Source organism: Patescibacteria group bacterium (assembly GCA_038064855.1).
Classification (GTDB): domain Bacteria; phylum Patescibacteriota; class Minisyncoccia; order Ryanbacterales; family GWA2-47-10b; genus SICQ01.
Map to the genome: position 1 here is coordinate 52447 of JBBTSE010000001.1, position 25792 is coordinate 78238.

Genomic DNA, 25792 nt, shown 5'->3' on the forward strand with positions numbered 1-25792 from the left:
AAGCCCGGTTTCCGTTGTTAGAAAAGAGTATAGATAAATGGAGCCACCGCTGATCCCTGAGATAAGACGATCAACATACCCATGATCACCAAAAAAATGATGATAGGCGCAAGCCACCACTTTTTTCTCTCTCTGAGAAAACTCCATACCTCGCGAGCAAATGCAAGCATTGACATGCGACCAGTATATCTCAATTTAAAATTTTTTGCGAGCGGATGAGGGTGGCGTACTCATCGGCTAATCTTTCAATGCCAACGCGCGTATAGTGCACGAGATCGGTAAAATATATCTGGTTGCCAGCAAATACCGCCTCATTATCTGCAAGCATGATGCCCTCAGCGCGAGCTACCTCGCGAATAATCTGATTGAAACGATGATGATGTGCGACAAATTCGTCATGCAACGGATATGCGGTTATATCATTGTACGTTTTATATCGCATATGACGATCCCAATACTCGGGAGAAGATTCGAGAGGTTGAGTAGCAATAATCAATCGAACACCACGAGCCTTTGCTGTGCGCGCGATTGTTTCCCAATTTCTACGAAACACTCTTTGTCCTTCTTCGGGTGGCTCATTGGTGTATGAGCGACGATGATACACATCTCCATGTAAATCATCAAGCCGATAAGACAGGGCTTCTCCCCTACTCTTCAACACCCAATAAAGCCGTGACCAGCCGAGCACGCGAGATGTAACCGAGGGAATCGGGAGAAATGATGACGTCTCATATTTGTTCGCGTAATCGGGAACGAAGTGTGGGAAATAATTTGCGATCAGATCATTAATATTTTCTGAAGCGATAACAAGATCAGGCTGCCATGAAATAACATCGAGTGTCAGTAAGATGATCATCTGTGCGGTCGAATAACCCGAATTGCCTATATTGATGACTTCAATTTTTTTATTTGGATATTCGGACGCGAGTTTTTCTTCAAGCAGTTTTGGATAGTGCGTGCCGCCTACAAAATTTTGCGTCGTCGATCCACCCATCGCTACGATACGATACGTTCCCGGTTCCTTTTGAAACGGATAGCGTTCTCCATGACGAGAAATAATATAACGCACGCCATCTTTTTCTTCATATAAATCCTGGCCAAACATGCGAAATGGAATAATCGGCCGCTCCGCACGACTCTGGTTGTGGGCAAAGTCACCTCCCTGCAAAGCATCAAATGCGCGTGCACCCATCTCCCCCAATCCCAACAACATAATCACGGTAACGCACAACAAAAAAATATTTTGGCGTATCATCTCTTTGGCAATTCTTTGGCGAAACCAAATCGCAGCAGCACCAACACCGAGCAACGCCATTTCAATTAATACAACGAGCACCGTATCAACCATATCGAGCTTCCCTCCAAAACTAAAAAAGATTCGGACTGTCAGTGGATTAAAAACAATACCAAGTGCGACACAAAGAGCGCCGAAAATTAAAAGAAAAGCTCGCTTGCTAAAACTGATGTTCATAGTTTTCTTTCTTCCGCGCATTGGACGCTCGCCGCTCCCAATAACTTTTCGCCTGCTGATCAAAAGAACCCTCGAGGAGCTTCTTGCCCACCAAGCGCATAAGCAATCCTGCCGGAGTGACAATAATAAAAAAGAGAAGTCCGATAATCACTCGCGTCATCACCCATCCAAGAATGACCGCGAGACTCATCCATAGTTTTTGCAAAGGCAACAAGAGACGGGGCTGTACAAAACCAAGCAGCATCAAACCTAATCCTGGCGCACCAAGTAGTACAACCACCGATCCGCCACGATACCAAGAAAATCCAGCGAGAGCTGTGAGCACTCCTCCGACTACCAATCCAAACGATCGAAGGTCTTTGGTTGTACTCGATATTGATTTAATCTCTTCAACAATGTGCATAATCATCAATCCAGCTCATATGTTTTCTTCCAATCCTCCTGTTCGACCAACTTCGGCTGATCTTGTTTAGCAAGTAAGAAATTTTCGAGCACCAAATAATCCATACCGGTACGCATAAAGCAACGATACGCGTCCTCAGGACTCGCAACGATAGGCTCGCCTCGCACATTAAACGATGTGTTGATAATCACTGGACACCCAGTCTCTATCTCAAATGCCTTAATGAGATCATAGTACGCGGGATTCGTATCTCTGTGTACCGTCTGTACCCGCGCGGACCAATCGACATGCGTAACTGCAGGAATATCAGAATGGGAAACCTTGAGTTTTGCCAAACCGAAAAGACTCTCCTGATCGGGCGTTGTTGTATGACGATGTTTTTTAGCAATAGCCGCGACCAACAACATGTAAGGACTTGGTCTATCAATCTCAAAATATTCGGAGACGCGCTCGGCAAGTATCGATGGTGCAAACGGACGAAAGCTCTCTCGAAACTTAATCTTCACATTCATCACCTCCTGCATACGGGATGAGCGCGCATCTCCGATAATCGAACGGCAACCAAGCGCGCGTGGACCAAACTCCATACGCCCCTGCACCAAGCCAATGACATTTTCCTCGGCAATCAGCCGAGCAACCGCCTTGGAGACATCTTCTTTTGGTATCTCACGATAGATAATCTGGTGCTCATCGAGATATCGCCTGATATCATCGCGCGACCATTGCGGGCCGAGATACGTGCCCTGCATGGCATCATGCACGCCATCAGTTTGACGGACATTGCCGAGATACTGATACCATACCGCGAGCGCGGCTCCCAACGCCCCACCCGCATCACCTGACGCGGGTTGAATCCATATATCGTCAAAAATATTTTCTCGCAACAATTTACCATTTGCGACACAGTTGAGTGCAACACCCCCCGCAAGACAAAGATATTTTTTACCCGTTTCCTTGCGCACGTGCCGTGCAATACGCAAGACAATCTCTTCGGTAGCGTCCTGTAACGAACGAGCGATATCCATATGGTACTGAGTCAACTCTGATTCGGGTGAGCGCGGAGGAGCACCGAGAAGTTTATGAAATTTTTCTGATGTCATTGTAAGGCCAGCGACATAGTTGAAATACGACATGTCCATACGAAATGAACCGTCATCTTTCAAATCAATAAGTTTTTCCAAAATAATATCGCGATATTTAGGCTCGCCATACGGTGCAAGCCCCATCACCTTGTATTCGCCCGAATTTACTTTGAACCCAAGATAATACGTAAATGCCGAATACAGTAAGCCCAACGAAGTCGGAAAACGAATGTCGGCCAAAAGCTCCAAGTGGTTTCCTTCACCTACACCATATGAAAGTGTCGACCACTCTCCTACGCCATCCATAGTCAAAATCGCCGCATCGGCAAACGGAGACGGGAAAAATGCCGACGCAGCATGTGACTCATGATGCTCTGGAAAAAGAATCTTGCCATGAAAATCAAGCTCCTTGCTAATCAAATCTTGAATCCAAAGTTTTTGCTTGATCCATAGAGGAATTGCCTTAAGAAATGATGGGAAGCCCTGCGGCGCATATGCGATGTAGCTTTCCAAAAGACGCTCAAACTTTAAAAGCGGCTTATCATAAAATGCCACATAATCGAGATCAGTGGCCGTAATCCCCGCCTCCGCAAGACAATACGAAATAGCCTTTTGAGGAAATGAATGATCGTGCTTTTTACGCGTAAAGCGCTCTTCTTGAGCAGCAGCCACAATACGCCCGTCAATGACGAGACACGCGGCACTATCATGATAATATGCGGAAATACCTAAAATTTTCATACAGTTAGCTTTCGTAAAAGTGTATATCCACGCACCGCCAAAAGAAAGAGTAAAGGTGTAAGTGCAAATCTAAATCGTGCTACCGCAAGAGTTCCTGCAACCACTGGCACATAGAGCACAAGAAAGGCAAAAAAGATCGTCACCGCACCCCTCTGACGATTAAAAAAATCACGATAAACTGCGACACCGAAAAAGATGAAAAGCGCGCACCACACAAGCCTCATGCCAAGTACGGCTACGCCCAGTATAACTCCACTTGATGAACGGAAGAGTGGACCCTCACTCTCAACATCAATGTGTCGCAACATGTCGCGCAAACCATCATCATAAAAATACACAAGGCCTTCTTTGATGTGCCAAAGACCGAACTGTACTGGATGCGCCAAAATAATATCAAACGCATCTTTATAGTAGAGAGGTTGGTACGCAATACTGCGAATATCGTATGTACTCGCCTCACCGAGACGGCGATCAAGGTCCCTCTTTACCTCATCTTCGGTAAGCCCATAATAACGATCGGCCCCCGTAAAACGTTTTGCAAAATAAAAATATAGATTCCATCCTCCTTGTGAGCTCACATCGGCTACGCCAAACATTGCTTTATTGCGAATAATCCATGGACTTACCGTTAACGCGGCGACGATACTCAACACGAACGCAGAGCCTACCGCGATCTTCCAACCATGTGTTCGCAAAAGCGCGAGAGTCACAATCAACGGAGATATGACGACAAAAAATGGCCACATTTGGGGCCTCACCAAAATCGAAAAACCCACAACAAGACCGGTGAGTGCTGTAAAAAAGATCGAACGGTTGCCCATTGTTTTAGTGGTATGCAGAAACAACCACGCCATACCTACAATTAAAAACGCGTACAAAGACTCCGTCATGGGCCGTGACGCCATGTGAACGCCATAAGGTTCAAACGCAAAGAGTACTGCCGCGTAAAGCGCGTATCGGGGCGAGAGAAGTTCAAGCCCAATCTTGTAAATCCCATAAACACTCAGAGCGCCGAGTGCACTCCCCACGACGCCTACCGCAAAAAACCAACTCCCCGAAAACCCGTACCAAAACGCGAGCCACAGCGGATAGCCGGGCGTACGAAAACTGTGTGAAATACCGTAAAGTGTGAATGTTTTATCTTTAAGAATACTTTTTGTGAGCTCAATATATTGCGCTGCGTCACTATGTACACGCGTAGTCTCAAACCCTTCTAATCCTACCCGCTCCCAAACAAAGCCTGCGAAGATTAATCGCACCAAAAAAGAAGCACAAATAATCCAAACAATGAGAGGAATTCGCCCCAATCGCATGGAACCACAGTATCACAAGAAAAGAAAGAAAAAAACCACCAACCTTTTGTGGGGGTAGTGGTTTATGACGTGCTTCGAAGAATGTATGGAGGAAGCTGACCCATTGAATGCTCATAGAGCAGAGCGGGAACAGACGCATTGAATGGAATACCGAGCGCATCCCGCACGGCTGTCTCGAGCATGTCGCGCTCTCGAACAAGCTCATCAGATGTAAGGAAGTCAGTGGCGACATACGCAGAGTATTCGCCAGGAATACCCTTATAGTAGTTGGTGGTCTTGGTATAGTCAACCTCCAAACTATAGAGACGATCATCGGTCTTCTTACATGTATAGACCCAGGTCGCGGGATTATCTTGAAACGGCAACGCAAAATCGTAGTAAGGCGTGCCGGGATATGTAGTGATGATCGTCACATCGAAGTCGTCGGGACGCATTTTGAGAAGCCAATCGCGCGTCTCATGGATAGTCTCAAAAGACTCACCTGGGTGCCCGATCGACATGAGGGCTTTCACCTTGAGACCATGACGCCGCGCGATTTCCATACACCTGGTATTCTCATCCAGTGTTGCGCGCTTGTTGATATTCTCAAGAATCCGAGGTGCACCGGACTCGAATCCAACGAGAATCCAGCGAAAACCTGCGTGATACATCGCCTCTGCCTGCGCGTCGGTGAAAAGCTGCGACTTAATGAACCCACGAAATCGCCATTCGACACCGATCTTCTCCTGCGCCTCATAAATGCCGCGCATGAGCTCTAGCATGTTGCGATTTACATTGAGCTCATCATCGTACAGCATGACGCCTCGTACACCGTAAACCGTAGTGAGGTGAACAATCTCTTGGATCACATGAGCGCTTTGACGCGTACGCACTCTGCGGAGAAACGGTGACTGCCTCCCTCCACAAAATCCACACTCGAATGGACATCCAAGCTGCGCGATAAGGCTGAGTGCTCGCTCACCTTCAATGGTGTAGTGGTACGAATCAACATCTACAAGGTGCCGCGCCGGAAATGGTAGCCCCTCGAGATCTTGGTTGGTAAGAAAAAGTGGTTGTGTCGGATCATCAGCGTCGATGAACTGGGGCGCCGCTGATTGAAGCGCAAGCTCTATTGCAAGTTCACCATCTCCCGCCACCACCACATCAAAATGTTCGTACAGCTTCTGAAACGATCGTGATGCCCGGCCAGTAATGCCGAGCCGGCGCTCGCCTTTTACGGCGGCTGCCACAAGAGTGATGTGCGGGCCACCAAGAATGACACGAGCGTCGGAACGCACGCTCCTGATCGCCTCAGCGACGGAAATCGCTGCTGGCATTTGTGGTGTTGTAGCTGTAATGCCGAAGTATCGAGTTGGCGTTGAGCTTGCATAGTCATGAACAGCCCCAATGAAGTTCTTGATTCCAGAAAGATCAAGAACATCAACTGGACGACCTCTCGCCTCGACTGCTGCCGCGACTTTGAGGATACCAAGAGTCATGAATACCCGCTCGTCAAGTAAAAATGCTGACGGCGGGATAATGAGCGAAATGGCTTCACGCATATTTGATTACCTCCCTCCTAAAGAGATTGACAAGGAACAAAGACTTCTCTCATTCAATAGTAATTGAACTCGTTTTGGCAAAAATTAACAATCTTGACAAGCCATATAAAAATAACTTTGAATAACACTATACAATCCTCTTAAAGCGCCATTTTATGATCGTTCGGAGGATCTTAACGCCGTGGTAAAAACGAATTTTTTTACCATCACCATAATCACGCGGATAATAGTGAATCGGCACATCAACAATGCGACTTTTTTTTCGAAGAAGCTTGCATACAAGCTCATTATCAAAATCAAAGTCGTTTGTCTCAATCGGCGTTGCGTCAATAACGCTTTTGCGAAACGCTTTATAACAACCCTCGTATTCACCAGCATTGTGCCAGTAAAGAGTATTGGTTACGACAGTAATAAGCTCACTGCCAAGCCATGAAATCCAATAATACGATTTTTTCCGACGCGCATCACGTGGAGGCTGAATACGTACGCCGTTTGTTACGTCCGTATATCCTTTAACAATAGGGTCAATGATGTCTCCGTAATCTTTCGGATCATATTCCAAATCTGCGTCCTGAATAAGAAGAATATCGCCTGTAGCATGGCGGAACCCTGTTTTCACTGAACCCCCTTTCCCAATATTTTTTGTATGAGTAATCACACGAACGCCGGGAATGTTTTTTAAAATTTTGTCTGTGCCATCAGTGGAGCCGTCGTCCACAATAATGATTTCTTTCTCAATAATGCCGATATTTACTGCTTGTACCCGACGTATGATTTCCTCGATCGTGCCACGCTCGTTGTATACCGGAATAACAATAGATAGTTTCATTTTAAAATAACTTATCTATGAATATATACCGTAGTATTGTTAAAGATCTTGATATCAGTTGGTTGATAGTAACGATCGAGAGCTTCTTCAAACCCTTCATACTGGTTAGCATAACTTACAAGATAAGTCGGAAATTTTTCGGGAACATACGCGAGTGGATGTATACCATAAGTCTCATGTCCCCCAATATCACCAAACTGATATTTATGCCAAGAGTCGACAAAGGGCGCGACAGTCGGCAAGCGCACAAAACCGATAGTCGCATCCGGACGTGCGTCCAAAAGCGTGTTAACCATCTGACCTGCTTGTATCGCCGTACTGCCCGAAGGAATGTTTGAGAGAAAAAAATAATTGACTGTGTGTAGTACCACAAACACCGCTACAAAACTTGCGTGCGGTAAACGAACTTTTTTAGCAAACAAGAAAAGTACGGGAACAATACCTATAAGTATCAGCGCCTCGTATCCGACCAAAAAACGAAACCACCCAGGACTTCGGAGCACATAACTGAACGCGCATATCCCGTACAACAACACAAAACATACCATGCGGCGCGCCTTACTGTCATAGATATTGTGGCGTAACACATAGAGCACGGCACCCGTTATCACAAGAAAATACAGAATGGTCGAATGAAAGAAAAAATCTAAAAACCCTGCGGGAAATTGCGAAAGCAGTGAAGCTTCGTTAAACGGTTGCCGATACAAATCGATCATCCCCTGCCAACTTGAAAGCTGAAAAAACTCCGGGACGATAATATAAAACCACACGAGCAATACTGGCACCACACCTCGAGCAAGACTCAGACTGTCTTTCAAAAATAACCCGCGGCGCGTGATGATGATTTCGAGCGCCGCTGCCGGTAAAAGTAAAAGATACATTGATGGTTTGGTCACCGCCGCCAATCCGAGCCACATTCCTCCCCATCCAAGCCACTCTTTTTTATAAATAAAGAAAAGGGCCCACAACAGAAACAAAAATCCGGGGATTTCTCCGGTCACCGTACGGCCATTAGCATAAAAGGAACTAAACGTTCCTACAAGCATCACTGCCGCAAAAGCTTCATCTCTACCAAAAAAAGATCTTGCTACAAAAAAAACTGATATGAGTGCTGCGGCAACCCAAACGAGCATATATATGCGAGCAATAAAAAGACTCGCACCAAACATCCGAAATATAACTGCAAGGGGAAATGTTACGGGGAAACCAGTAGCATGAGTCAGATAGGAAAAAGCATTGGTAACGCCGGGCGCCACCACTACATCAAGCGTGCCAGTCTCTGCCCACCCGCGCGCGATCTCAAAAGGAATCGCCTCATCACGCCAAAAACGAGGAGTCGAAGTGATATCGCCTCCGGGGCTCCAAAACATAAACAGCGCCAAAATCGCCACAGCGCCAGTCCTTAACAGCCATTTCCAAAGCATATAGAGTATTTTATACTGAAGCTACAATTCTATCTATGCCACTCCTCACCATCATCATACCTGTCTATAACGAAGAGAAAACAATCGCCAAAGTCATCGAGCGCGTTAAAAATGCTCGCCTGCCAGACGGCTTTGAGCGTGAACTTATCATCATCAATGACGGCTCAAAAGACGGTACCGCCGAAGCACTCAAACCATTTGAATCAACCCACCAAGTTGTCCACCAAAAAAATACGGGCAAAGGGGGTGCTGTGCGCCGTGGCTTTCACATGGCGAAAGGTGATTTTATCATCGTCCAAGATGCCGACCTTGAACAAGATCCGAATGACTTTGCTAACTTACTCCAGCCTCTCCTCCGCAAGGAGGTGGATGTAGTTTTTGGTTCGCGTTTTATGGGTAAATACATCCCCAAAAAACTTATTATGAATATCCACTATCTTATGAATCGCCTGTATACGATCGTGTGTAATATCCTCTCAGGGTACCACACCACCGATATGTGGACGGGATATAAAATGTATTCGCGTCATGCACTTGATGCATTTCTCCCCCACCTTACCTCTGACGGCGTGGCGTTTGAACCAGAAATTCAAATCTTACTCTCTAAACTTGGTTTCAAGATTGTCGATGTGCCCATTTCCTACAATCCTCGTTGGTACGCGGAAGGCAAGAAAATGAATTTGCGCCAAGCATTCAAACCCATGTGGAAAATGTTTGGCTTTGCGTTGCGTCACATTCCTCCTGCAAAGAAAGCATGAAGATTCTAATCACCGGAGCGACGGGCTTTATCGGCACGCATGTTGCCAAAAATCTTGCGGGCACACATGAAATCATTACCTGGTCTCGGCGTGAAGGAAACTTGGATACTCTTCCTGTAGACATTGAGTATGTCATCCATTTGGCAGGTGCAGCCGGTGGGAGTCTCGAGACATGTATCTCAAGCAATATCGTACCGACCGCCGAGGTTCTACGCGCGATAGAACGCGCACGCATTCCTCGTATTATCTTCCTCTCGGGTGCCGCCGTATATCAGGACAGTTCAGAAGTGCTGGATGAAGACGCGCCATTGGGATCTGTAGCGCCTTATGGCATCTCAAAAATAGCGGCTGAATCTTTAATAAAAAAATGGCACGAGCTTGGCCTTATCAAAGCAGCCATCATCCTCCGTGGCAACAATATCTACGGACCTGGAAGCGACCATGGCGTCATCGCGGGATTTCTCGCGCAAGCACACGCTGGCACTATCACTGTTGATGGTGATGGTTCACAAGTACGCGAACCGGTATATATCGATGACGTTGTCTCGATTATTAAAAAATCTGTAGAGACGAAGAGTGAAGGTATACATATATATAATGTCAGCGGACCACGCGCGTATACGCTCCGCGACATCGCTACCCAAATCGGCCTCGCGCTTGGCAAAGAAATACCATTTCACCTATCAGGCAAACCTGCGGCACCCCCTTTTGTCCTCCGTCTTTCTATCGCAAAAGCACAAAAAGAATTGGAGTGGACACCACATATTGAGCTCGGAGAGGGTCTCGCAAAAATATAGAGGGCGTGATAAAGTGAAAACCAATGAAACTCAAAAAGAATGTACTCGTGGTTGGAGGTGCTGGATTTGTCGGGGGCGCCGTCACCGATATTCTCCAAAAGAAAAAAATACCGTATACCGTATACGACAATCTTCTGTACGAGGATCGCTACCTTAAACCATGTGGGGAATTTATTTTTGGTGATGTGCGTGACACAAAGAAACTTAAAAGCATTATAGGCAAATTTACTGATATCATCTGGCTCGCCGCCATTGTCGGCGATGGTGCCTGCTACCTACACCCTCTTGCTGCTGTTGAGATTAATGAAAAAGCAATCGGCTGGCTTGCGAAAAACTACCGTGGACGCATCATCTTCACTTCATCGTGCTCAGTCTATGGATCAAATGAACAACTACTCGACGAAGACTCTCCGGTCAAACCGCTCTCTTTGTATGCCACCACTAAACTCAATGCGGAAGATATCCTCTTAAAGCACCCTAACGCCATCATGTTTCGACTTGGCACTGCTTTTGGTATCTCTGACGACTATGCGCGTCTTCGTACCGATCTTTTGGTCAACACACTGACTGCCGCAGCCATCAATCGTGGAGTGCTTACTGTATTTGGTGGCAACCAGCGACGCCCGCTCATTCACGTAAAGAATATCGCTCAAACCTTAGTACACAACACTTCGACTAAAAAAACTGGCGTCTACAACGTAGCTACAGATAATTATGATGTAAAAACAGTGGCAAAGCTTGTTCAAAAATTTACCCACTGCAAGATCGAATATACTGACCAGCGCTTTGAAGACAATCGACATTACCATGTGAGCACTAAAAAAGCACTCAAAGATAAAATTATCTCAGTCGATAAAAATAAAGATGTAGTGTTTGGCATCCAAGAAGTAGCAACCCTTCTCAAAAGCACTCGCATCAAAGACATCGATAGCGATACCTACAGCAACATCAAACACGTTGCCAAAAACAAAATTTAGTGGTATAGTGCGCTCGAACTAAAAGCACCCAAAAACTATACTACCTTGAAAGGAGGTGGTAATGCGTTTCGAAGAGAACCTTTTGAGGGAATTCGCGTACACGATCACCGAACCACAATTTCTCCCACACCGGACGGACGCGGTCATCATCCTCGATTACTTCAATCCGCGGAGCACCGGAGATATGGCATTCCGTGTACGGAACCGCGAGAATCTCGCGCGCGTACGATTCGGCGCCAGGATTTGGCATTATGTCGCTGATAAGGCGAAAAAGGAGCAGCAGCGTCTTCCTCCGATCCCGTTCTTCTATCTCGTGGGGCTGACACTGGCTCTGCCACATCTTCGACAAATGGCGCTGTCTGAGGGTATACCCGACTACATCATCCGCCTTCTAGACAATGACGCGGTCGGCATCGGAAACACCCTCACGCAACTCCAGCTCGTCGCGAGCGACCCGACCTTGAAGAGAGCGAAGCACATCACGATCGTGAGCTCCTCTTACCATGTGCCGCGCATTCGCCGAACCGCCGCGACCTGCCTCCCTCCCGATGCGCAGATGTGGCATGCCATCCTTGGCGTTCCGTTCGAAGAGCTCCCCTTCGACATCACCATGGTGAAGGCGGAGATAGATCGCATCATCGCCTACTCCGACAAAGGCGATATCGCTCGTGATCCTCGCCACTGATTGCCACAGCCACCATCACCTCCACTCTGCAGCTGCAGAGTGGAGGATTTCTTTTTATATGGTTGAAATTTTAGACAAACGCGCTATACTCGCAAACATGGAACATATCCCCCACGCCAAAGATGGATCCGTCTTTGTTGATGACCGAGGGCATTTCGCCCCCTTTCTTGACAATGCCGAAGTACCCGTAAAGCGCGTTTACTATGTGGTAAACCACTCCCCCGGCACTATCCGAGGGTTTCATTTCCATGAACGCGAATGGAAATACTTCACCATCCTCCAAGGTATGGCAAAATTTGTAGCGCTCAACCCTCAAAATCCTGAACAAAAATACACCTTTGTTAGTTCGCAGCGCAAACCAAATGTAGTTGTCATTCCCCCTGGATACGCAAATGGCTGGGTATCGCTCGAGAACAACACGATACTTCTCTGCGCATCAACCGCGACCACTAAAGAATCAATAGAAGACGACAAGCGCTTCGACCCTCACCAATGGGGTGACGTCTGGAGCGTAAAACCGCGCTAAAGCTTTCGTAAAAAATACACCGTCTGGTCAATGCGCCGCCAGCCTTCTTCTTGTGCCCATGCAGGTGCATATTCCCATACTGCCCAACGGGCACCAGCACCAGCAAATGCCTTGAGCACCTCTCTGCGCATCTCGACACTTCCTTCGACGAACATTTTCTGCCCCTCCTCGGGTACTTCAGCGATAATCTCTGCGCGCAGAAGACGCGCCCAATAAGCGCTCATACCGCCCGAGCCATGACCAATGTACGCCATCGGCTCGCCTTCTGGTACACCGATCTCTCTCAATCCGTCGGCGACTTCTAGGTGATAATGCCGTGGGTTTGAAATAAATAAATGAGTGACATCATACATGTTGCGCGCACCAGTAATCAATACTGCCAAAATCGTCCCCGCAACGACAACGATACGTGCATAAGGCAAATCTCTTTTTTTGACACTGGCATAGATCGAAACAAAAAATACTGCGGGCACAATTACAAGAAACGGCGCCGTATAACGACTTTCAACAGATACGGCAACATACAACCCGAGAATGATGCTACTCGAAATTACTAAAGGAAAATAAGCGCGCCAAAACTTCCAAAATGCCTCTCTTTTATTTTCTTCGCGCCACCAAATACCGGCGATCATTAGCAGTATAAAACTAAAATAATACATCATATCACTGGCAAGCATGGAGAAACCGTCCCAGCTGGTACGTATGATATTCAATAAAGAAATATGTGGTCTAAGACCAGCATACCAATACCCCGGATCAAACCATGGTGCATAGGTCACTGCATGGCCATCATTAAATTCATATACCACGGGGTTATCAAAGACTTTTCGAGTAGGGTGAGTGGGTGCCCCTGCATCCCCCTCTCCCTGCCAGTGTATAAAAGGGCGGACACCGTTATTAAACCAGGCATAATTAATGGCACCCGTATCACCAAAAGTAAATTGCTCTTTGGCGACCGATATACTAAATGCCCAAGGCAACACGCACAGCAAAAAAATACTTCCCGCGACACCTAACCCAAAGTTTTTTGTCCGATCTTTTTTGACAACGAGAAACACGAGAACCAAAACCACCAATGCATAAGGAAATAAAATCGCCTTAGTAAGATATCCGAGCCCGAGGATACTGCCGAGCACTATATAATGCCACGTCTGTGGTTGCGTACGAAAAATGATAAACAATCCTGAAACAGCATACATGAGCAATGCGACAAGCATGTCAGGTGTAACATGACTGATAGTTATCATGCTCAGCGCTACCGTCAAAAAAATACTTGTACCAAAGATAAAAAAGAGGGCGCGATCGTGAGCGTCAACTATCTCTTCATGATCGAGTAAGGTGCGGAGAAAAAAAAGAAACGCTGCGAACGAGCCAAGATACAACAAAAAATTTACTATATGCACCACAGTAAACTCTGTGGCAGGCGAAAATCCCATGAGCCACAATGCAAATCCCAAAATAAAAGGATAGAGCGGACTCCAATATGTCGTTAGCGCACCACTCCAATCCCCCCGCCAAAAAGCGTCGCCAATATCGAGATATGAAATACCATCAGGATTCATCGTATAACGGAATATTACGAGATGCACAAGACCTAGCCCGAAGACAACTAAAAAAAGAACGCCAAAAAAAGCGTTCCTCTTTAAGAAAATTTTCATTTAAATCTCTCTATGAATTGTTTTACAAGAACAGCTCGACCATTCCAGCTTGATCTTAAATATTTTTCACGATTTTCCAATGCCTGACGTTCTCGCCTCTCTTGTACATCTTTGTACTGGGTAAAAAGCTTTTCAAGGGCTGCTTGGAAATCACCAGCCGTTGCCCTTACCAACTTAATAGATGGAAATTCTGCGGAGATTTCCTCTCGCACCACCTCATCACCAAAAATTTCTTCGATGGAACCAAGCTTGGTAGCAATAATTGGAGTGCCTGATGCACGATATTCCATAATTTTAATGGGAGAAAAAAAGAAATTTGCCCGCTCACTATCCTGCCTATACGGAGCCAAAAGCACATCAGCTGCACGAAGATATTTTGGCACTTCATGATATTGAACTGGCAAGAGCGCCCAATAATTCCCTGTCTTTTTTTCTTGCGAAGCCCCAAGCACTATAAAAAGAACGTCTTTCATCTTATATGAAAGCTCTTCTAGCATATCAGCACCCTTCCAAGCTTGAGTACTACCCACATACAAAACAATACGTCTATCTTGCGGCCAATCTACCTCTTTTCGCGCATCCTGACGTGGAAGAGAAGGGCTAAAATGTTCATCAAAGGCGTTGCCAGCCGCAAAGATACGATCTTCATTAATGCCATACTTCTCCCTTATAACCCGAACTTTGCCCTGGTTTGTTGAGATAACACCACGTGCTGCTCGAAAAACTTTTTGATATATAAAGTCTGGAAATTTACCCAACGAATGGCATTCAAAAAAGAAATTGTTTCGAAATCGTGGCGAAAGAAAAGAAAGAAAAAAGGCGAGCAATACGTCGCGCGTGTAAAACACTGTTTGCGGTGGAGCTTCGCGAACAATGCGCCGAAACGCCAACGCTCGAAAGAAGCTTCGTGGCCACAATATACCTGACGCCACCGGTAACTCTTTGATCGCAATATCTCCTTTGACGCCGTAGCTCTCGAGCACTTCTTTTTTCTTGTCGCCCATACTGGCTACCCAGAGAGTAACGACGGCATGACGCGAAAAGGCCTCCGTCATCTTCATGACCTGGAGGCGGTTGGCGAGCGTTGAAGGATATGTGAGTGTTGTAAGATACCAGACAATCATCGTTGAAAATGAAGGCGTTTTTGGGTACCATAATGCTATCATGGATCGTGAAAAAGTTCATTCACTGGGCTGTAATATTGATGACGAGCGTACGCGTGATATTCTCGCTACTATTACTGCGCTGCCGTCACTCGCGCGTCCCGCGGTATGCCTCCCCGACCTTCATATAAAAGAACGCACGGAAGGCCCCTCTTCGTTTGCGGCAGCCACCCGCGGCACTATCGTGCCCGAGCTCACCGCACCATCAGTTGGTTGTGGTATGGGTGCGCTGGTCACCACACTATCGGTCAAAGATATTGACCATTCTTTTTTTGAATCATTTTTTTACGAACTGCGGTCAAATCTTGGCCCTCGGTACGGCCACTTTAAAAATATTCTTTTATGGCTCGGTCTCATTGGTCGCCCCCATAAACCGTATGACCTGACCGAGGAAGAGTTTACCGATATCATCAAGCGCGGTGCCGAGGCAGCAGTAGAACGCTACAACCTTCCAGCTGAATTTCTTGATCGCGTCGAATACCGCGGATCAGTCTTTTCCAAAGACGAACAAACCTCGCTCAATCTCAAAGATATCTTGCCGCGCATCTCATGGAGATCGGGGCGGCACGACCTTGGCTATGGATTTCGCGGCAATCATTTTTTGGAGATCCAATATGTCGAAGAAATGATTGATATCAAGCAAGCGCGTGACTGGGGCCTAAAAGAAGGATCGATTGTCATCATGTACCACGGCGGTGGAGGTGCCGTCTCGTATCATGTCGGCCGTTACTTTGGTAACCGCAAGAAAAATACCGCGTTCCAAAAATGTGTGCTTTTCTTTTTCAAAGCGCTCTTTCATTTTGGAAACCCGAAAAACTGGAAATACGCCACAAAGCGCTTTCGGTATTATTTCAAGCCCAAACCTTTTATGGAAATCCCGCTTGGCACACCTGAAGGCGATCGCCTTTGGCAAGCCACCAAAGCATCACTTAACTACAGCTATGGATTTCGCATGGCGATCGCACGGCGCATCATCGACACGCTCGCAAAAGTATCGCCCAAAAAAGGCGTGACCGCCTCACTCATTGTTGACTCAACTCACAACGCAATCATGAAAGAAAAAATAGGCGATGAGGAACTTATCGTGCATCGTCACACCGCAAACCGCGCGTTTCCCGGCCAACCCCTTATCATTTCAGGATTTAATACTACCAACTCGTATATCGCCATCGGTCTTGATAAAGCCGAGGAGCATCTTTTTGCATCCGACCACGGAGCGGGCGTGACTATTAAAAAAATGCAAGCAGAGGGTCTTTCGCGCCCACACCCCAAAAACTTTGTCACCCACATCTATCAGACACGCTCACCGTTTAAACGCGTGGTAGAGCATATTACAAATGAAGGCATTGATTATGTAGCCGAAACCCTTGAGCGTGAAGGTATTGCGCGCCCCGTCGCCCGTCTCCGCCCGCTCGCGGTGTTTAAAGGATAATATCTAAAGTTTGATATACTAAACTAAGCTATGGAAATACAAATCATCAAAAAAACTATTACCAAAGCGGAACTTGTGCGAATGGCACATGAAGGATTTGGCGAACTGGTAAAAGCAGTGGTGGATATAGAACAAGGTATCATGGCAATTGGTGGTGGATTGCACGCAGATGAAGAAGTTGTACTGACCGAACAAGAACACTCGAAGCGCGAACATACCTGGGGCATCAATATATATCCAGAAAAATCCTGCTCTGAATTTATTGAATTTGACTCGATGATCAATCTCAAGCCGTGGCTTAACAACCGCTCGCGTGGCGTGGAGGATGCAACGATTCGCGAAAAAATTAAGTCTATCGTCCACACACTTATTCTCATATAACATGGACCCGGAAAGATGGCACAAATTGAGCTTGGAGGAGCAACTCGGCAATATTGGCAGCGAGGTGAGCCGCGCCGGGCGCTGGCAGGATAAAGACGAAAAAACATTTTGGGGAGCCGTTGAACGCGGACTGGAACTTTTGGATTTAACTATTGCAGATACGCGCCTGAATCTGGCAGAAAAAACAGAAGTGGCGCGCGCGCGCGAAGTTTTTTGCGATGCAGTCTTTGGCGGGCACGAATATGGCACCACTTTTGAGAACCTTCTGCCATATTTTGACCAGTTTGCCCTCGCTACTCGACGTGTTCAAGGGGTAAGATAAACATTCATTTTCAACTTCTTAGCATTCCCGTGCGATAATAACCCAAGATACGATTGCACCGTTGCGCTCTCTTTTTCATTTGTCGTCTTTAGTATACAAAAAAGTGAAACCCGGTGCACGCAAGCGCGCACCGGGCAAAGCGGTTGCCAATGAACTCGCAGGAGGAGCCGAGCGCCACGATCGGGAACTTCCGCTGCATGTCCGGGAAGGTAGCTCCGAAGGTGAGCAGCTCTTCGATCCTGCCGGGACGCAGTCCCGTGCGGTCGAGCTTGGCTTCTGCATCGTCCGACGAGATGTTGTGGTTGAAGTGGATCGCCTCGGCAACCGACTCGACGATGCCCCCTCCGTTGATCGGGAAACGCTCGGGCGTGATGTCGGGGTTGCTCCAGTCGTACTTGCCCACCGCGATCATCTGCTTGAGAGTCATTCCGTATATAGTATAATTTGTCAATAGTAGCCCCCGAACCCGAAAATCGTTATAATACAATAACTTTATGCTTTTTTCTTGCGACAACATCGAACATCCAGAAATTCGAGGAAAGCTCGGGCGTATTACGCGCGTGCACAGCCTGGCGCGGCCTCCGGTATGTCTCCCCAATATTCACCCAAAGGCAGGCCTTGAATCTCCCCCACAATTTGTAGCGGCGACCAAAGATACCATTGTGCCGCAACTGACCGCGCCTGCGATGAACTGCGGTATGAGTGTATTTCGCACAACACTCAAAAAAGAAGACTTCTCGCCTGAATTTCTCAAAGACTTTGCTACGCGACTTCGCGCTGGCGTCCTCCCCCGCGAAAGCCGCTTTAAAGGATTTTTGGCGTGGCTCGGCACCTATGAGAAACCCTCAACTAAATATGATCTTACGCGCGAAGAGCTTCGGCAATTTTTTCTTGAAGGCGCGCCTGCGGCAGCACGCAAATACGGCATTGATGCTGAAGAACTCGCGCATATGGAATACGGCGGCAATATCATCTCTAATGCTGAAAAAAAAGAAATTGATCTTGGTGACATTGTCCCACGCTCGTCATGGACCAACGGACGCCATGAGATAGGTTATAACTTCGGCGGCAATCATTTTCTTGAGCTCCACACGGTAGAAAAAATTGATAAGCCAGAAATCGCGTCCGCGTGGAATATCGCGGAGGGTGATATTTTGATTTTTTATCATGGTGGTGGCGGGCATGCGACCTATCACCTTGGCCGCTACTTTGGGCGACGAGAAAAGAATGCACCACTTGAAAAACTAGCACTCTTTTTCTTAAAACTCATGTTTCATTTTGCCGCGCCTGAAGGTATTAAACACTTTGGCGCACGCTGGCATGCATATTTCTCGCGCACACCATTTCCTGAGACACCTATCAACTCGCCCGAAGGCAAGCGTTTATGGCAATCGATCAGAATTGGCTTGAACTACGGCTACGCATTTCGTCTCGCACTTCTCAAGCGCATCAATGACGCCTTGCCCAAGGGTAAAGCGCACTTCGTCTGGGACGCCGCTCATAATTCAATCATGAAAGAAACCATTGATGGACAAGAGCTTGTCGTGCATCGTCAAGACGCAATGCGGGTATTTACGGGCAAACCGGTCATGATAGCGGGCGATGTGGGCACGCTCTCGTGCCTTGCTGTCGGTGGTGATGCTGAAGAGTCACTATGGTCAGCGACACCATCAGCCGCAAAAGAAATCGGCGAATATATCAAAGACGGGAAATCACAAAAAATAACTCCCGCGCAGTATACACTCGTCTCCAAACGCAAAGAACAAGACCTGATAAAAAAAGAGCATTATACGAGCGAGGGATTATACGCCGTAGTCGATGAGCTTAAAAAATCTGGTAGTATAGAGCCAGTAGCCTGGTTAAAGCCCTTGGGAGGCATTAAAGGTCACTAATCCTATGGAATCTACCCGAGAACTTCGAGAGCGCCTGCAGGGCGCAAAAACAAACCCTGACGGGTGGCGCAGGCCACCCGGCTATATTCTGTTTCAGCGCGGCCCATCGATCTATATCACTCGTCTCGTCGCCCGTACCCGCGTCACACCAAACCAAGTGACAATCGCCAGTATTGTAGCGGGCTTTGCTGGTTGCGCATTTCTTGTAGCTTTTGACTGGCAGTATAAACTCGTAGGACTTGGGTTTCTCTATCTCAATGTCATCCTTGATAAAGTCGATGGCGAGCTTGCCCGTCTGCGCGAGACCTATTCACTCCGCGGTATTTTTTGGGATGAGATCAATCACCTTATCATCCCGCCACTTTTCTCGCTTACACTCGCTGTTGGTATTACAAAAATATCCATTACCTCGCCCATATTTTTAGTTGTCGCTGGCGCACTCGGAGGCCTCGCACTCGTCTCACTACGCGTCATGCATAGCTTGGCGCCGCAAATCTATGCCAAAAAATATATTAAACACCCTGAGCACTTTCCCCTCTCGTCACTCGAAACCTCTATGGCTACGAGAAAATCGCGAGGTATATTTGGAGGCATGATAGCCATCTTCCGTCCGCTTCGCTTTTTCCAAGATTTTTTTATCATCATCGCGACTACCACCATAGCACTCGTACTTGAAACTATGTTCTTCTCCGACGCTATATTTCACCCACTCCTCACCCATCTTCTATTTGGTTTTACGATACTCTGGATCGCTTTTGCCATTGAACTCGCTATAAAAAAATCTCGCTCAATTGAACGAGATATCGCGGTTATTGCTTCTCGCTCACAAGAGCAGTAAAAGCTTTCACTGCCTTGGGCATATCGTAGCGCGTGATCCACGCCTTTTCTTCCTCCCCGATGCGACTTGCCAAAGCGCTGTCCGCAAACAATGTTTTTATTTTTTGCGCGAACATATCATCATCACCTGATAGTACAAAATCTTGCGCGCTTGGCGATACGATCTCGCGCACACCACCCACATCGCTCGCAACGATTGGCACACCGATCGCCATCGCTTCTAACAACACATTGGGGAAGCCCTCTTCTTCTGACGGCATCAAAAACACATCGGCGGCAGCGAAATAGCGCGGGATAATGTCTTGAGGCACATCGCCCACGCGCCGTATGTTGCCGCCTATAATCTCACTTGCGAGCGGGCCAGAACCTGCGACAACAAATATAACTGATTGATCGTCAGCAAAGCGTTCGGCTATCGGCTTGATGCGATTTGCCCCTTTGCGCTTTGATAAATGATGTACAAACAAAACTACTTTTTGCTCAGAGGTAATACCGAGTTCGGCACGCGCCTCAGCGCGCTTGCTACGCCATGGCATATACCGCGCAAGATTAATGCCGTTGGGCACCACGCGCACGCGACCTGCGTTGAGCTTATATTCTTTTATATACGCGCCCTTCATGCCCTCGGTACCGGTGACCAGTATATTTTTCTTCATCGCACGGCAAAAGAAAAACTCCTCTATCTTACCACGCTGGTACAACCACGGCATACCGCAATTCCAATAAAAACTTTTGCCAAAAAGCGGCGCTATGTTGCCTGCGATAAACGAATAGTGCGTCCAAAACTTTCGGTATCCTGAAAGACGCAGTGCAAGTAAAATAGAAAAAAGCTCAAGTGCACGAAACGGTAACCAATGAAAATACTGCACATACACATTGGCAAACTTTTCTGGCGCCTCGCCTCGCTCAATGATTAAAAATAATTCGAACTCATACCCAAGCTGCTCGAGCATCTCTACCTTATGATAAAAATGCGTAGCAATATCACGCCGAAACTCCGGCAGTATATAGACGAGTTTTAATTTTTTGGTTTGCATACGGAAAATGACGCATCAAATGCTTGCCAATAGACAGCTTCATCAAAATAAAGTCGCGACGCCTCTTTTGCGGCATTGCCCAAGTGCACAGCGAGCTTCGTATCTTGTAACAGACGCGCCATCGCATTGGCAAAACCCGCCCTATCACCGGGCCGCACCACGAGACCCGACTGGCCATCTTTGAGAGTTTCTCCTACGATACCTACATCAGTCGTGATGACTGGATATCCCGCGGCCATCGCTTCAAGGAGAGAAAGGCCGAATCCTTCGTACCATGAAGTTGAGAGTACGCCTACCGCACCCGAAAGAGAACTGTCAATTTCTTTCTGCCACCCCAAAAATACCACGCGATTGCGAATACCAAGATGCGCGGCAAGGCGCTCGAGCCTTGCCTTCTCTGGCCCATCACCTACGATCTTGAGGATAACATCCTCTGTAGTTGCCACTATATCAGAAAAAGCAAAAAGAGCGAGAGCAACATTTTTTTCTTTAGTAAGGCGTGAGATGACGAGAAAAAATCTTTCGCGGGGAGGCGATGCGTGTACGAGTGGTTCTCGCGGCTTTACCGGTACGACAACAATGGGAGCGCGTACAAATCTTTTGTGCTCGAGACTTGACTTGATACGCTTACTCACTACACGAATACACGAGGCACGAGAAATCGTCAGGCGAAATATCAACTTACGGATTTTGTTGGTAAAAAATATTTTTCCAAACCATGGGCTCATGATATCGGTATGTACTTCGGCACGCCATGGCACACCAAAAATCCCACGAAGCCGAAACCCCACGAGTCCCGTGATCTCATCTTGGGTTGTTACCACCCAAGACACCGGATTGATGTCTAATATCTTCTTTGCTTTTTTGTAAGCGGCGTAGAGCGAGCCTATCTTTGTCATGCCGCGCACGCCCATGACATGTACCTGATCTGTCAATTGCTCATCGCCGCGCACGCCTAACGCTAGTACCGTGATATGACCTACCTTAGTGCCATACAGTGCCAAGCGCGCACGAAAAGCCGAATCTTTATCAAAGACTGATCTATCGGTGCTCATCATCAAAACTTTCATAGTGAGTGTAGGACTTGTTCAAAAGCATCTACTGTTTTCTTGGTGGTATAGAGAGCCGCTGTAGTCTGAGCATTTTTACCTAAACGCTCTCGCAATACGGAATCTCCGGCGAGGCGCGCGATCGATCTCTTCCACTCGTCTATAGCATTATACGCTACTACAAGCGCATTCTCGTCGCCTTTTACTACTTCTTTGTTGCCTCCGGCATCTGTCGTGGCGATCGCAAGACCCTCCGCCATAGCTTCTATCAGCTGGTGTGAGAAACCCTCATACCCGGTGTTAAGCGCAAAAATGTCAGCTGCTGCAAGATACTGGGCAAGCTTGTCTTTGGGAAGCGCACCCGTAAATCGTATGTTATGAGCTCCTGCTGCGCGCTCTTTGAGTGCTGTGCTGTCAGGTCCGTCACCAATAATCACCAGAAAGATTGAAAGATTTTTTGTAGCATCTATGAGCGACGCAAACCCTTTCCATGGTACCAATCTGCCAACTGAAATCACCACACACTCATCAGTAAACCCGAGAGACGCGCGCGCTACTGATTTTTCTGATAGCACTGGCGCGGAAACACTATTGGGTACTATCACAATCTTTTCTTTGGTAACGCCCCACCGTTCTACAACGCTCGCCAAATATGCTGACGGTACAATAACCTTGCGGGCGCAGAGGGCAACCCTCTTCTCAATGCGCCGCAAGCGCTCCACCGGCGGTGACCATGTCTTATCTAAAAACTCATCGAGTAGTGCACCGACGCCATATCTCTGCGTACCCTGCTCCCACGCATAATCACCCACCAAGCGCAAAATAAATTTCTTACGAAATAAATGAGCCACCCACATCGCAGGGAACCCCGCGCTCACGGGATCAAGCGCTACGACAACATCTGCCCAAAACATATTGCGCACGAGAGCAAAAAAGTATGCGATGTGACGCGCACCCTTTGGTAGGGCGCGCATAACACTCGTAACACCCTCTTCGAGCAATCGCGCATCAGCATAGGTCACGATACGAACGGTGTGACCGCGCAGGGGTAATTCTTTTTTTATCATAGTTGCAAAAGTAGCTGGACCGCCAATCTCCGGAGGATAGATGCCTGTCGCGCAAAGAATATTCATAGCAATGTTTCGGTAAATATCTGATTCATCTGTTTGGCAATCAGATCCCACTCATAACGCCGCTCAACCATTGCAAAAGCATTGTGTGTAAGATTTTTCTGCAAATCTGGATCGCTGACAACGCGCGCAATACCTTCGGCAATATTTTGCACATCGCCAACCGAAACAATAATGCCTGTCTGACCGTCTTTGACAAAATCAGCGATACCGCCAACACCCGTTGCTACTACTGGAATGCCCGCGGCCATCGCTTCAATAAATACATTGCCCATACCCTCTGATAGCGATGGGCGCACAAAAACTTGCGCCGCATGAAAATATGGCACAATATCTCGTGGTGCAACCGCGCCCACAAATATAACGCGATCTGCAACGCCATCGTTTTTTACAAGAGTTTCAAGCTTTGATCGCTCGCTTCCCTCGCCCACCAAGAGTAATTTTGCGTTTGAGTGCGTTCGCAAAAAAATTGCAAAGGCACCAATCAAATCATTAAGACCATTTTTAATTACAAGCCGCGAGACGGAGAGTATGACAATATCGCTATCGCTAATACCATGTTTCGCGCGAATAGCATGTGTAGCGTCTTCATCGCGTTTGCTAAAAGATTCGACATCAACGCCATTTGGCACAAGGTGAACATCGCTCCGTCCTGCTTCAGAAGCAAGACCTTGAAGATACTTACTGATGGCTGTCACCTGATTTGCGCGCTTTAGTGCGCGTTTCCAAAAAAACCAGATGAGTCCTCCTCTGCCTCTCTGCAAATAGTCGGGCGCGTCACCTTCCTGTAAGGTGAGTACAAACGGAATGCGTGGCGAGAGCGTTTTAACTACAAGAGCCGCAATCGTACCCTGTGATACCATCATGCCCCACAAAAGAGCCTTGGGCTCGCGCCTGGCGCGCCAGAAGGCGATAAACCCGCCCCAGAGAGGCAAAAACCACTTGTCGAGACCTATACCAAACCCCACGCGAGAAACCTCAATATTGCCCGTTTTCTCGTGCTTCGGTACTTTCCGCGAGAACCGGGAAGTAACAATCAAAAAACGCAGAGCAGGGCTGCGTTTGGCGATCTCATAAATAGCAAGTTCTGCCCCACCAATGGCTGGTAAATACGCTGTCGTACAAACGATAACCAATGGCGATTGCCCGTGTGACATTGTTAGCTTATTATAAAATAAATGGCTCATATCAGCAATCAAGAAAAGAAGCGCCTTTTGTTTGTCTCAACGAAGTCTGTGTGGGGTGGCGCACAAAAATATATCATCGATTTGGTAGATTATCTACCGCGAGATCGTTTTGATATCATGCTTGCCGCCGGCGGCTCAGGTCCCCTGCGTGTCAAAGCCATGGAACGCGGCATTCCTTTCTATGAGATTGGCGACCTTGAACGCAATGTCAATCCGCTCAAAGATATTTTTGCGTTTTTTCGCCTCATAACACTTTTTCGCAGACTCAAGCCTGATATCGTACATCTCAACAGCTCCAAGGCAAGTGCCATGGGGGCTCTTGCAGGACGCATCGCGGGTGTACCCACTATTGTCTCGAGTACCCACGGCTGGCCCTTTATGGAAGAACGCCCGCGGTGGCAAAAAAAGACACTCAAACTCTTGGTAAAGTTCGGCGCCCTATTCCAAGACAGTATTATTTGCGTCTCTGATTTTGATCACGCTATTGGTCTTCATGAACGCATAGCACCCGCGCACAAACTCATAGCGATACACAACGGCGTTGATGTAAAAAAACATATCTTTCTCGACCGCCAAAAAGCTCGCGATATTTTGATAGCAAAAGCAGGACTTCATATAAAACCTTCGTTTGTCGTTGGCACCATCGCCGAATACACAAAAAACAAGGGCTTGGGATATCTTCTCGAGGCAGCGGCGCATATCACCAAAGTTGACGCGCATGCCGTTTTTTTTCTCATCGGGTGGGGAGAAGACGAGCAATTCTTAGAAAATGAGATTATGCGTCGTCATATCAGCGGCAATGTATTTTTGATCGACTACCTCCCTGAAGCGTTTACCTATCTTAAAGCGCTTGATATTTTTGTTTTACCATCGATCAAAGAAGGTTTTGCCTACACCCTTTTGGAAGCATCACTCGCGGAGATTCCTATCATCGCCACGCGTGTTGGTGGTAATCCGGAAATTGTTGAAAACCTTAAAACCGGCATTTTAGTAAACCCCCGCTCGCCTGAAGAGATCATCAACGCGGTCTCTCACCTCTTGCGCGAAGCGAATGATCGTAAAATTTTTGGTGAGGAAGCGCGTAAAAAAGTCATTCGTGATTTTTCTATCCAATCAATGGTGACGCTTACTGCGGGAGTCTACGAAAGATCTTAAAA

General features: G+C 47.3%; 26 protein-coding genes. 11 read left to right on the forward strand and 15 right to left on the reverse strand.

Going from position 1 to position 25792, the window contains the following annotated elements; all coding sequences use genetic code 11:
* Positions 1 to 17: 17 nt before the first annotated feature.
* The 8 genes from AAB417_00245 to AAB417_00280 form a co-directional block, all read right to left on the reverse strand.
* Complete coding sequence (locus AAB417_00245; GenBank protein ID MEK7630450.1) at positions 18 to 176, reverse strand: DUF5989 family protein; 159 nt, start codon at positions 174 to 176, stop codon at positions 18 to 20.
* A 14-nt stretch (positions 177 to 190) separates the two neighbouring features.
* Positions 191 to 1471 carry a GDSL-type esterase/lipase family protein gene (locus AAB417_00250; GenBank protein MEK7630451.1) on the reverse strand — a complete coding sequence of 427 codons (1281 nt, stop codon included), beginning with the start codon at positions 1469 to 1471 and terminating at the stop codon, positions 191 to 193.
* Complete coding sequence (locus tag AAB417_00255) at positions 1455 to 1880, reverse strand: SxtJ family membrane protein (GenBank protein ID MEK7630452.1); 426 nt, start codon at positions 1878 to 1880, stop codon at positions 1455 to 1457. Before AAB417_00255 ends, AAB417_00250 begins: the two co-directional genes overlap by 17 nt.
* Positions 1880 to 3697, reverse strand: a complete 1818-nt coding sequence (locus tag AAB417_00260) for a carbamoyltransferase (protein ID MEK7630453.1) — start codon at positions 3695 to 3697, stop codon at positions 1880 to 1882. The genes AAB417_00255 and AAB417_00260 overlap by 1 nt, the downstream gene beginning before the upstream one ends.
* Entirely contained in the window at positions 3694 to 5010 is a 1317-nt protein-coding gene (locus tag AAB417_00265) for a glycosyltransferase family 39 protein (protein MEK7630454.1), read from the reverse strand. The genes AAB417_00260 and AAB417_00265 overlap by 4 nt, the downstream gene beginning before the upstream one ends.
* Positions 5011 to 5072: 62 nt before the next feature.
* Entirely contained in the window at positions 5073 to 6551 is a 1479-nt protein-coding gene (locus AAB417_00270; protein MEK7630455.1) for a radical SAM protein, read from the reverse strand.
* A gap of 127 nt (positions 6552 to 6678) precedes the next feature.
* A complete protein-coding gene (locus AAB417_00275) occupies positions 6679 to 7380 on the reverse strand; it encodes a glycosyltransferase family 2 protein (protein ID MEK7630456.1) in 702 nt (233 codons plus the stop codon).
* Positions 7381 to 7391: 11 nt separating this feature from the next.
* Positions 7392 to 8804, reverse strand: coding sequence for a glycosyltransferase family 39 protein (locus AAB417_00280; GenBank protein ID MEK7630457.1), 1413 nt, complete (start codon positions 8802 to 8804; stop codon positions 7392 to 7394).
* A gap of 35 nt (positions 8805 to 8839) precedes the next feature.
* Between AAB417_00280 and AAB417_00285 the strand changes: the two genes are divergently transcribed.
* From AAB417_00285 to AAB417_00305, 5 genes are all read left to right on the forward strand, one after another.
* On the forward strand, positions 8840 to 9562 hold the full coding sequence (locus AAB417_00285; protein ID MEK7630458.1) for a glycosyltransferase family 2 protein: 723 nt from the start codon (positions 8840 to 8842) through the stop codon (positions 9560 to 9562).
* Positions 9559 to 10359 carry an NAD(P)-dependent oxidoreductase gene (locus AAB417_00290; protein MEK7630459.1) on the forward strand — a complete coding sequence of 267 codons (801 nt, stop codon included), beginning with the start codon at positions 9559 to 9561 and terminating at the stop codon, positions 10357 to 10359. The genes AAB417_00285 and AAB417_00290 overlap by 4 nt, the downstream gene beginning before the upstream one ends.
* Positions 10360 to 10382: 23 nt before the next feature.
* Positions 10383 to 11336 carry an SDR family oxidoreductase gene (locus AAB417_00295; protein MEK7630460.1) on the forward strand — a complete coding sequence of 318 codons (954 nt, stop codon included), beginning with the start codon at positions 10383 to 10385 and terminating at the stop codon, positions 11334 to 11336.
* A 61-nt stretch (positions 11337 to 11397) separates the two neighbouring features.
* The gene (locus tag AAB417_00300; protein MEK7630461.1) at positions 11398 to 12021 is read left to right on the forward strand and encodes a hypothetical protein; all 624 of its coding nucleotides are present in this window, start codon (positions 11398 to 11400) and stop codon (positions 12019 to 12021) included.
* A 97-nt stretch (positions 12022 to 12118) separates the two neighbouring features.
* On the forward strand, positions 12119 to 12547 hold the full coding sequence (locus AAB417_00305) for a dTDP-4-dehydrorhamnose 3,5-epimerase family protein (protein ID MEK7630462.1): 429 nt from the start codon (positions 12119 to 12121) through the stop codon (positions 12545 to 12547).
* Here AAB417_00305 and AAB417_00310 read toward each other — a convergent pair.
* Together AAB417_00310 and AAB417_00315 are read right to left on the reverse strand one after the other, a co-directional pair.
* Positions 12544 to 14205, reverse strand: a complete 1662-nt coding sequence (locus tag AAB417_00310; protein ID MEK7630463.1) for a hypothetical protein — start codon at positions 14203 to 14205, stop codon at positions 12544 to 12546. The two genes, AAB417_00305 and AAB417_00310, sit on opposite strands and share 4 nt — an antisense overlap.
* Positions 14202 to 15371 (reverse strand): glycosyltransferase, encoded by a 1170-nt coding sequence (locus tag AAB417_00315; GenBank protein ID MEK7630464.1) that lies wholly within the window; start codon positions 15369 to 15371, stop codon positions 14202 to 14204. Before AAB417_00315 ends, AAB417_00310 begins: the two co-directional genes overlap by 4 nt.
* Here AAB417_00315 and AAB417_00320 point away from each other — a divergent pair.
* The 3 genes from AAB417_00320 to AAB417_00330 are packed head-to-tail and all read left to right on the forward strand — an operon-like array spanning position 15370 to position 17503.
* Positions 15370 to 16800 carry an RtcB family protein gene (locus AAB417_00320; protein ID MEK7630465.1) on the forward strand — a complete coding sequence of 477 codons (1431 nt, stop codon included), beginning with the start codon at positions 15370 to 15372 and terminating at the stop codon, positions 16798 to 16800. The two genes, AAB417_00315 and AAB417_00320, sit on opposite strands and share 2 nt — an antisense overlap.
* Before the next feature lie 30 nt (positions 16801 to 16830).
* On the forward strand, positions 16831 to 17181 hold the full coding sequence (locus AAB417_00325; protein ID MEK7630466.1) for a DUF5674 family protein: 351 nt from the start codon (positions 16831 to 16833) through the stop codon (positions 17179 to 17181).
* A 1-nt stretch (position 17182) separates the two neighbouring features.
* Complete coding sequence (locus tag AAB417_00330; protein ID MEK7630467.1) at positions 17183 to 17503, forward strand: hypothetical protein; 321 nt, start codon at positions 17183 to 17185, stop codon at positions 17501 to 17503.
* Between the two features lie 88 nt (positions 17504 to 17591).
* Here AAB417_00330 and AAB417_00335 read toward each other — a convergent pair whose 3' ends face one another.
* Entirely contained in the window at positions 17592 to 17930 is a 339-nt protein-coding gene (locus tag AAB417_00335) for a hypothetical protein (protein ID MEK7630468.1), read from the reverse strand.
* A 67-nt stretch (positions 17931 to 17997) separates the two neighbouring features.
* Between AAB417_00335 and AAB417_00340 the strand changes: the two genes are divergently transcribed.
* On the forward strand, positions 17998 to 19395 hold the full coding sequence (locus AAB417_00340; GenBank protein ID MEK7630469.1) for an RtcB family protein: 1398 nt from the start codon (positions 17998 to 18000) through the stop codon (positions 19393 to 19395).
* Positions 19396 to 19399: 4 nt separating this feature from the next.
* Positions 19400 to 20233, forward strand: a complete 834-nt coding sequence (locus tag AAB417_00345) for a CDP-alcohol phosphatidyltransferase family protein (GenBank protein MEK7630470.1) — start codon at positions 19400 to 19402, stop codon at positions 20231 to 20233.
* Here AAB417_00345 and AAB417_00350 read toward each other — a convergent pair.
* The 4 genes from AAB417_00350 to AAB417_00365 are packed head-to-tail and all read right to left on the reverse strand — an operon-like array spanning position 20205 to position 24605.
* Positions 20205 to 21269 carry a glycosyltransferase family 4 protein gene (locus tag AAB417_00350; GenBank protein MEK7630471.1) on the reverse strand — a complete coding sequence of 355 codons (1065 nt, stop codon included), beginning with the start codon at positions 21267 to 21269 and terminating at the stop codon, positions 20205 to 20207. The two genes, AAB417_00345 and AAB417_00350, sit on opposite strands and share 29 nt — an antisense overlap.
* Complete coding sequence (locus AAB417_00355; GenBank protein ID MEK7630472.1) at positions 21251 to 22339, reverse strand: glycosyltransferase; 1089 nt, start codon at positions 22337 to 22339, stop codon at positions 21251 to 21253. The genes AAB417_00350 and AAB417_00355 overlap by 19 nt, the downstream gene beginning before the upstream one ends.
* Positions 22336 to 23451, reverse strand: a complete 1116-nt coding sequence (locus AAB417_00360; protein MEK7630473.1) for a glycosyltransferase family 4 protein — start codon at positions 23449 to 23451, stop codon at positions 22336 to 22338. Before AAB417_00360 ends, AAB417_00355 begins: the two co-directional genes overlap by 4 nt.
* Positions 23448 to 24605, reverse strand: coding sequence for a glycosyltransferase family 4 protein (locus AAB417_00365; protein ID MEK7630474.1), 1158 nt, complete (start codon positions 24603 to 24605; stop codon positions 23448 to 23450). Before AAB417_00365 ends, AAB417_00360 begins: the two co-directional genes overlap by 4 nt.
* A gap of 21 nt (positions 24606 to 24626) precedes the next feature.
* On the opposite strand from AAB417_00365, the gene AAB417_00370 reads away from it, so the two are divergent.
* Positions 24627 to 25790: a glycosyltransferase family 4 protein gene (locus tag AAB417_00370; GenBank protein MEK7630475.1), complete on the forward strand. Its 1164-nt coding sequence runs from the start codon at positions 24627 to 24629 to the stop codon at positions 25788 to 25790.
* The last annotated feature ends 2 nt before the right edge of the window (positions 25791 to 25792 follow it).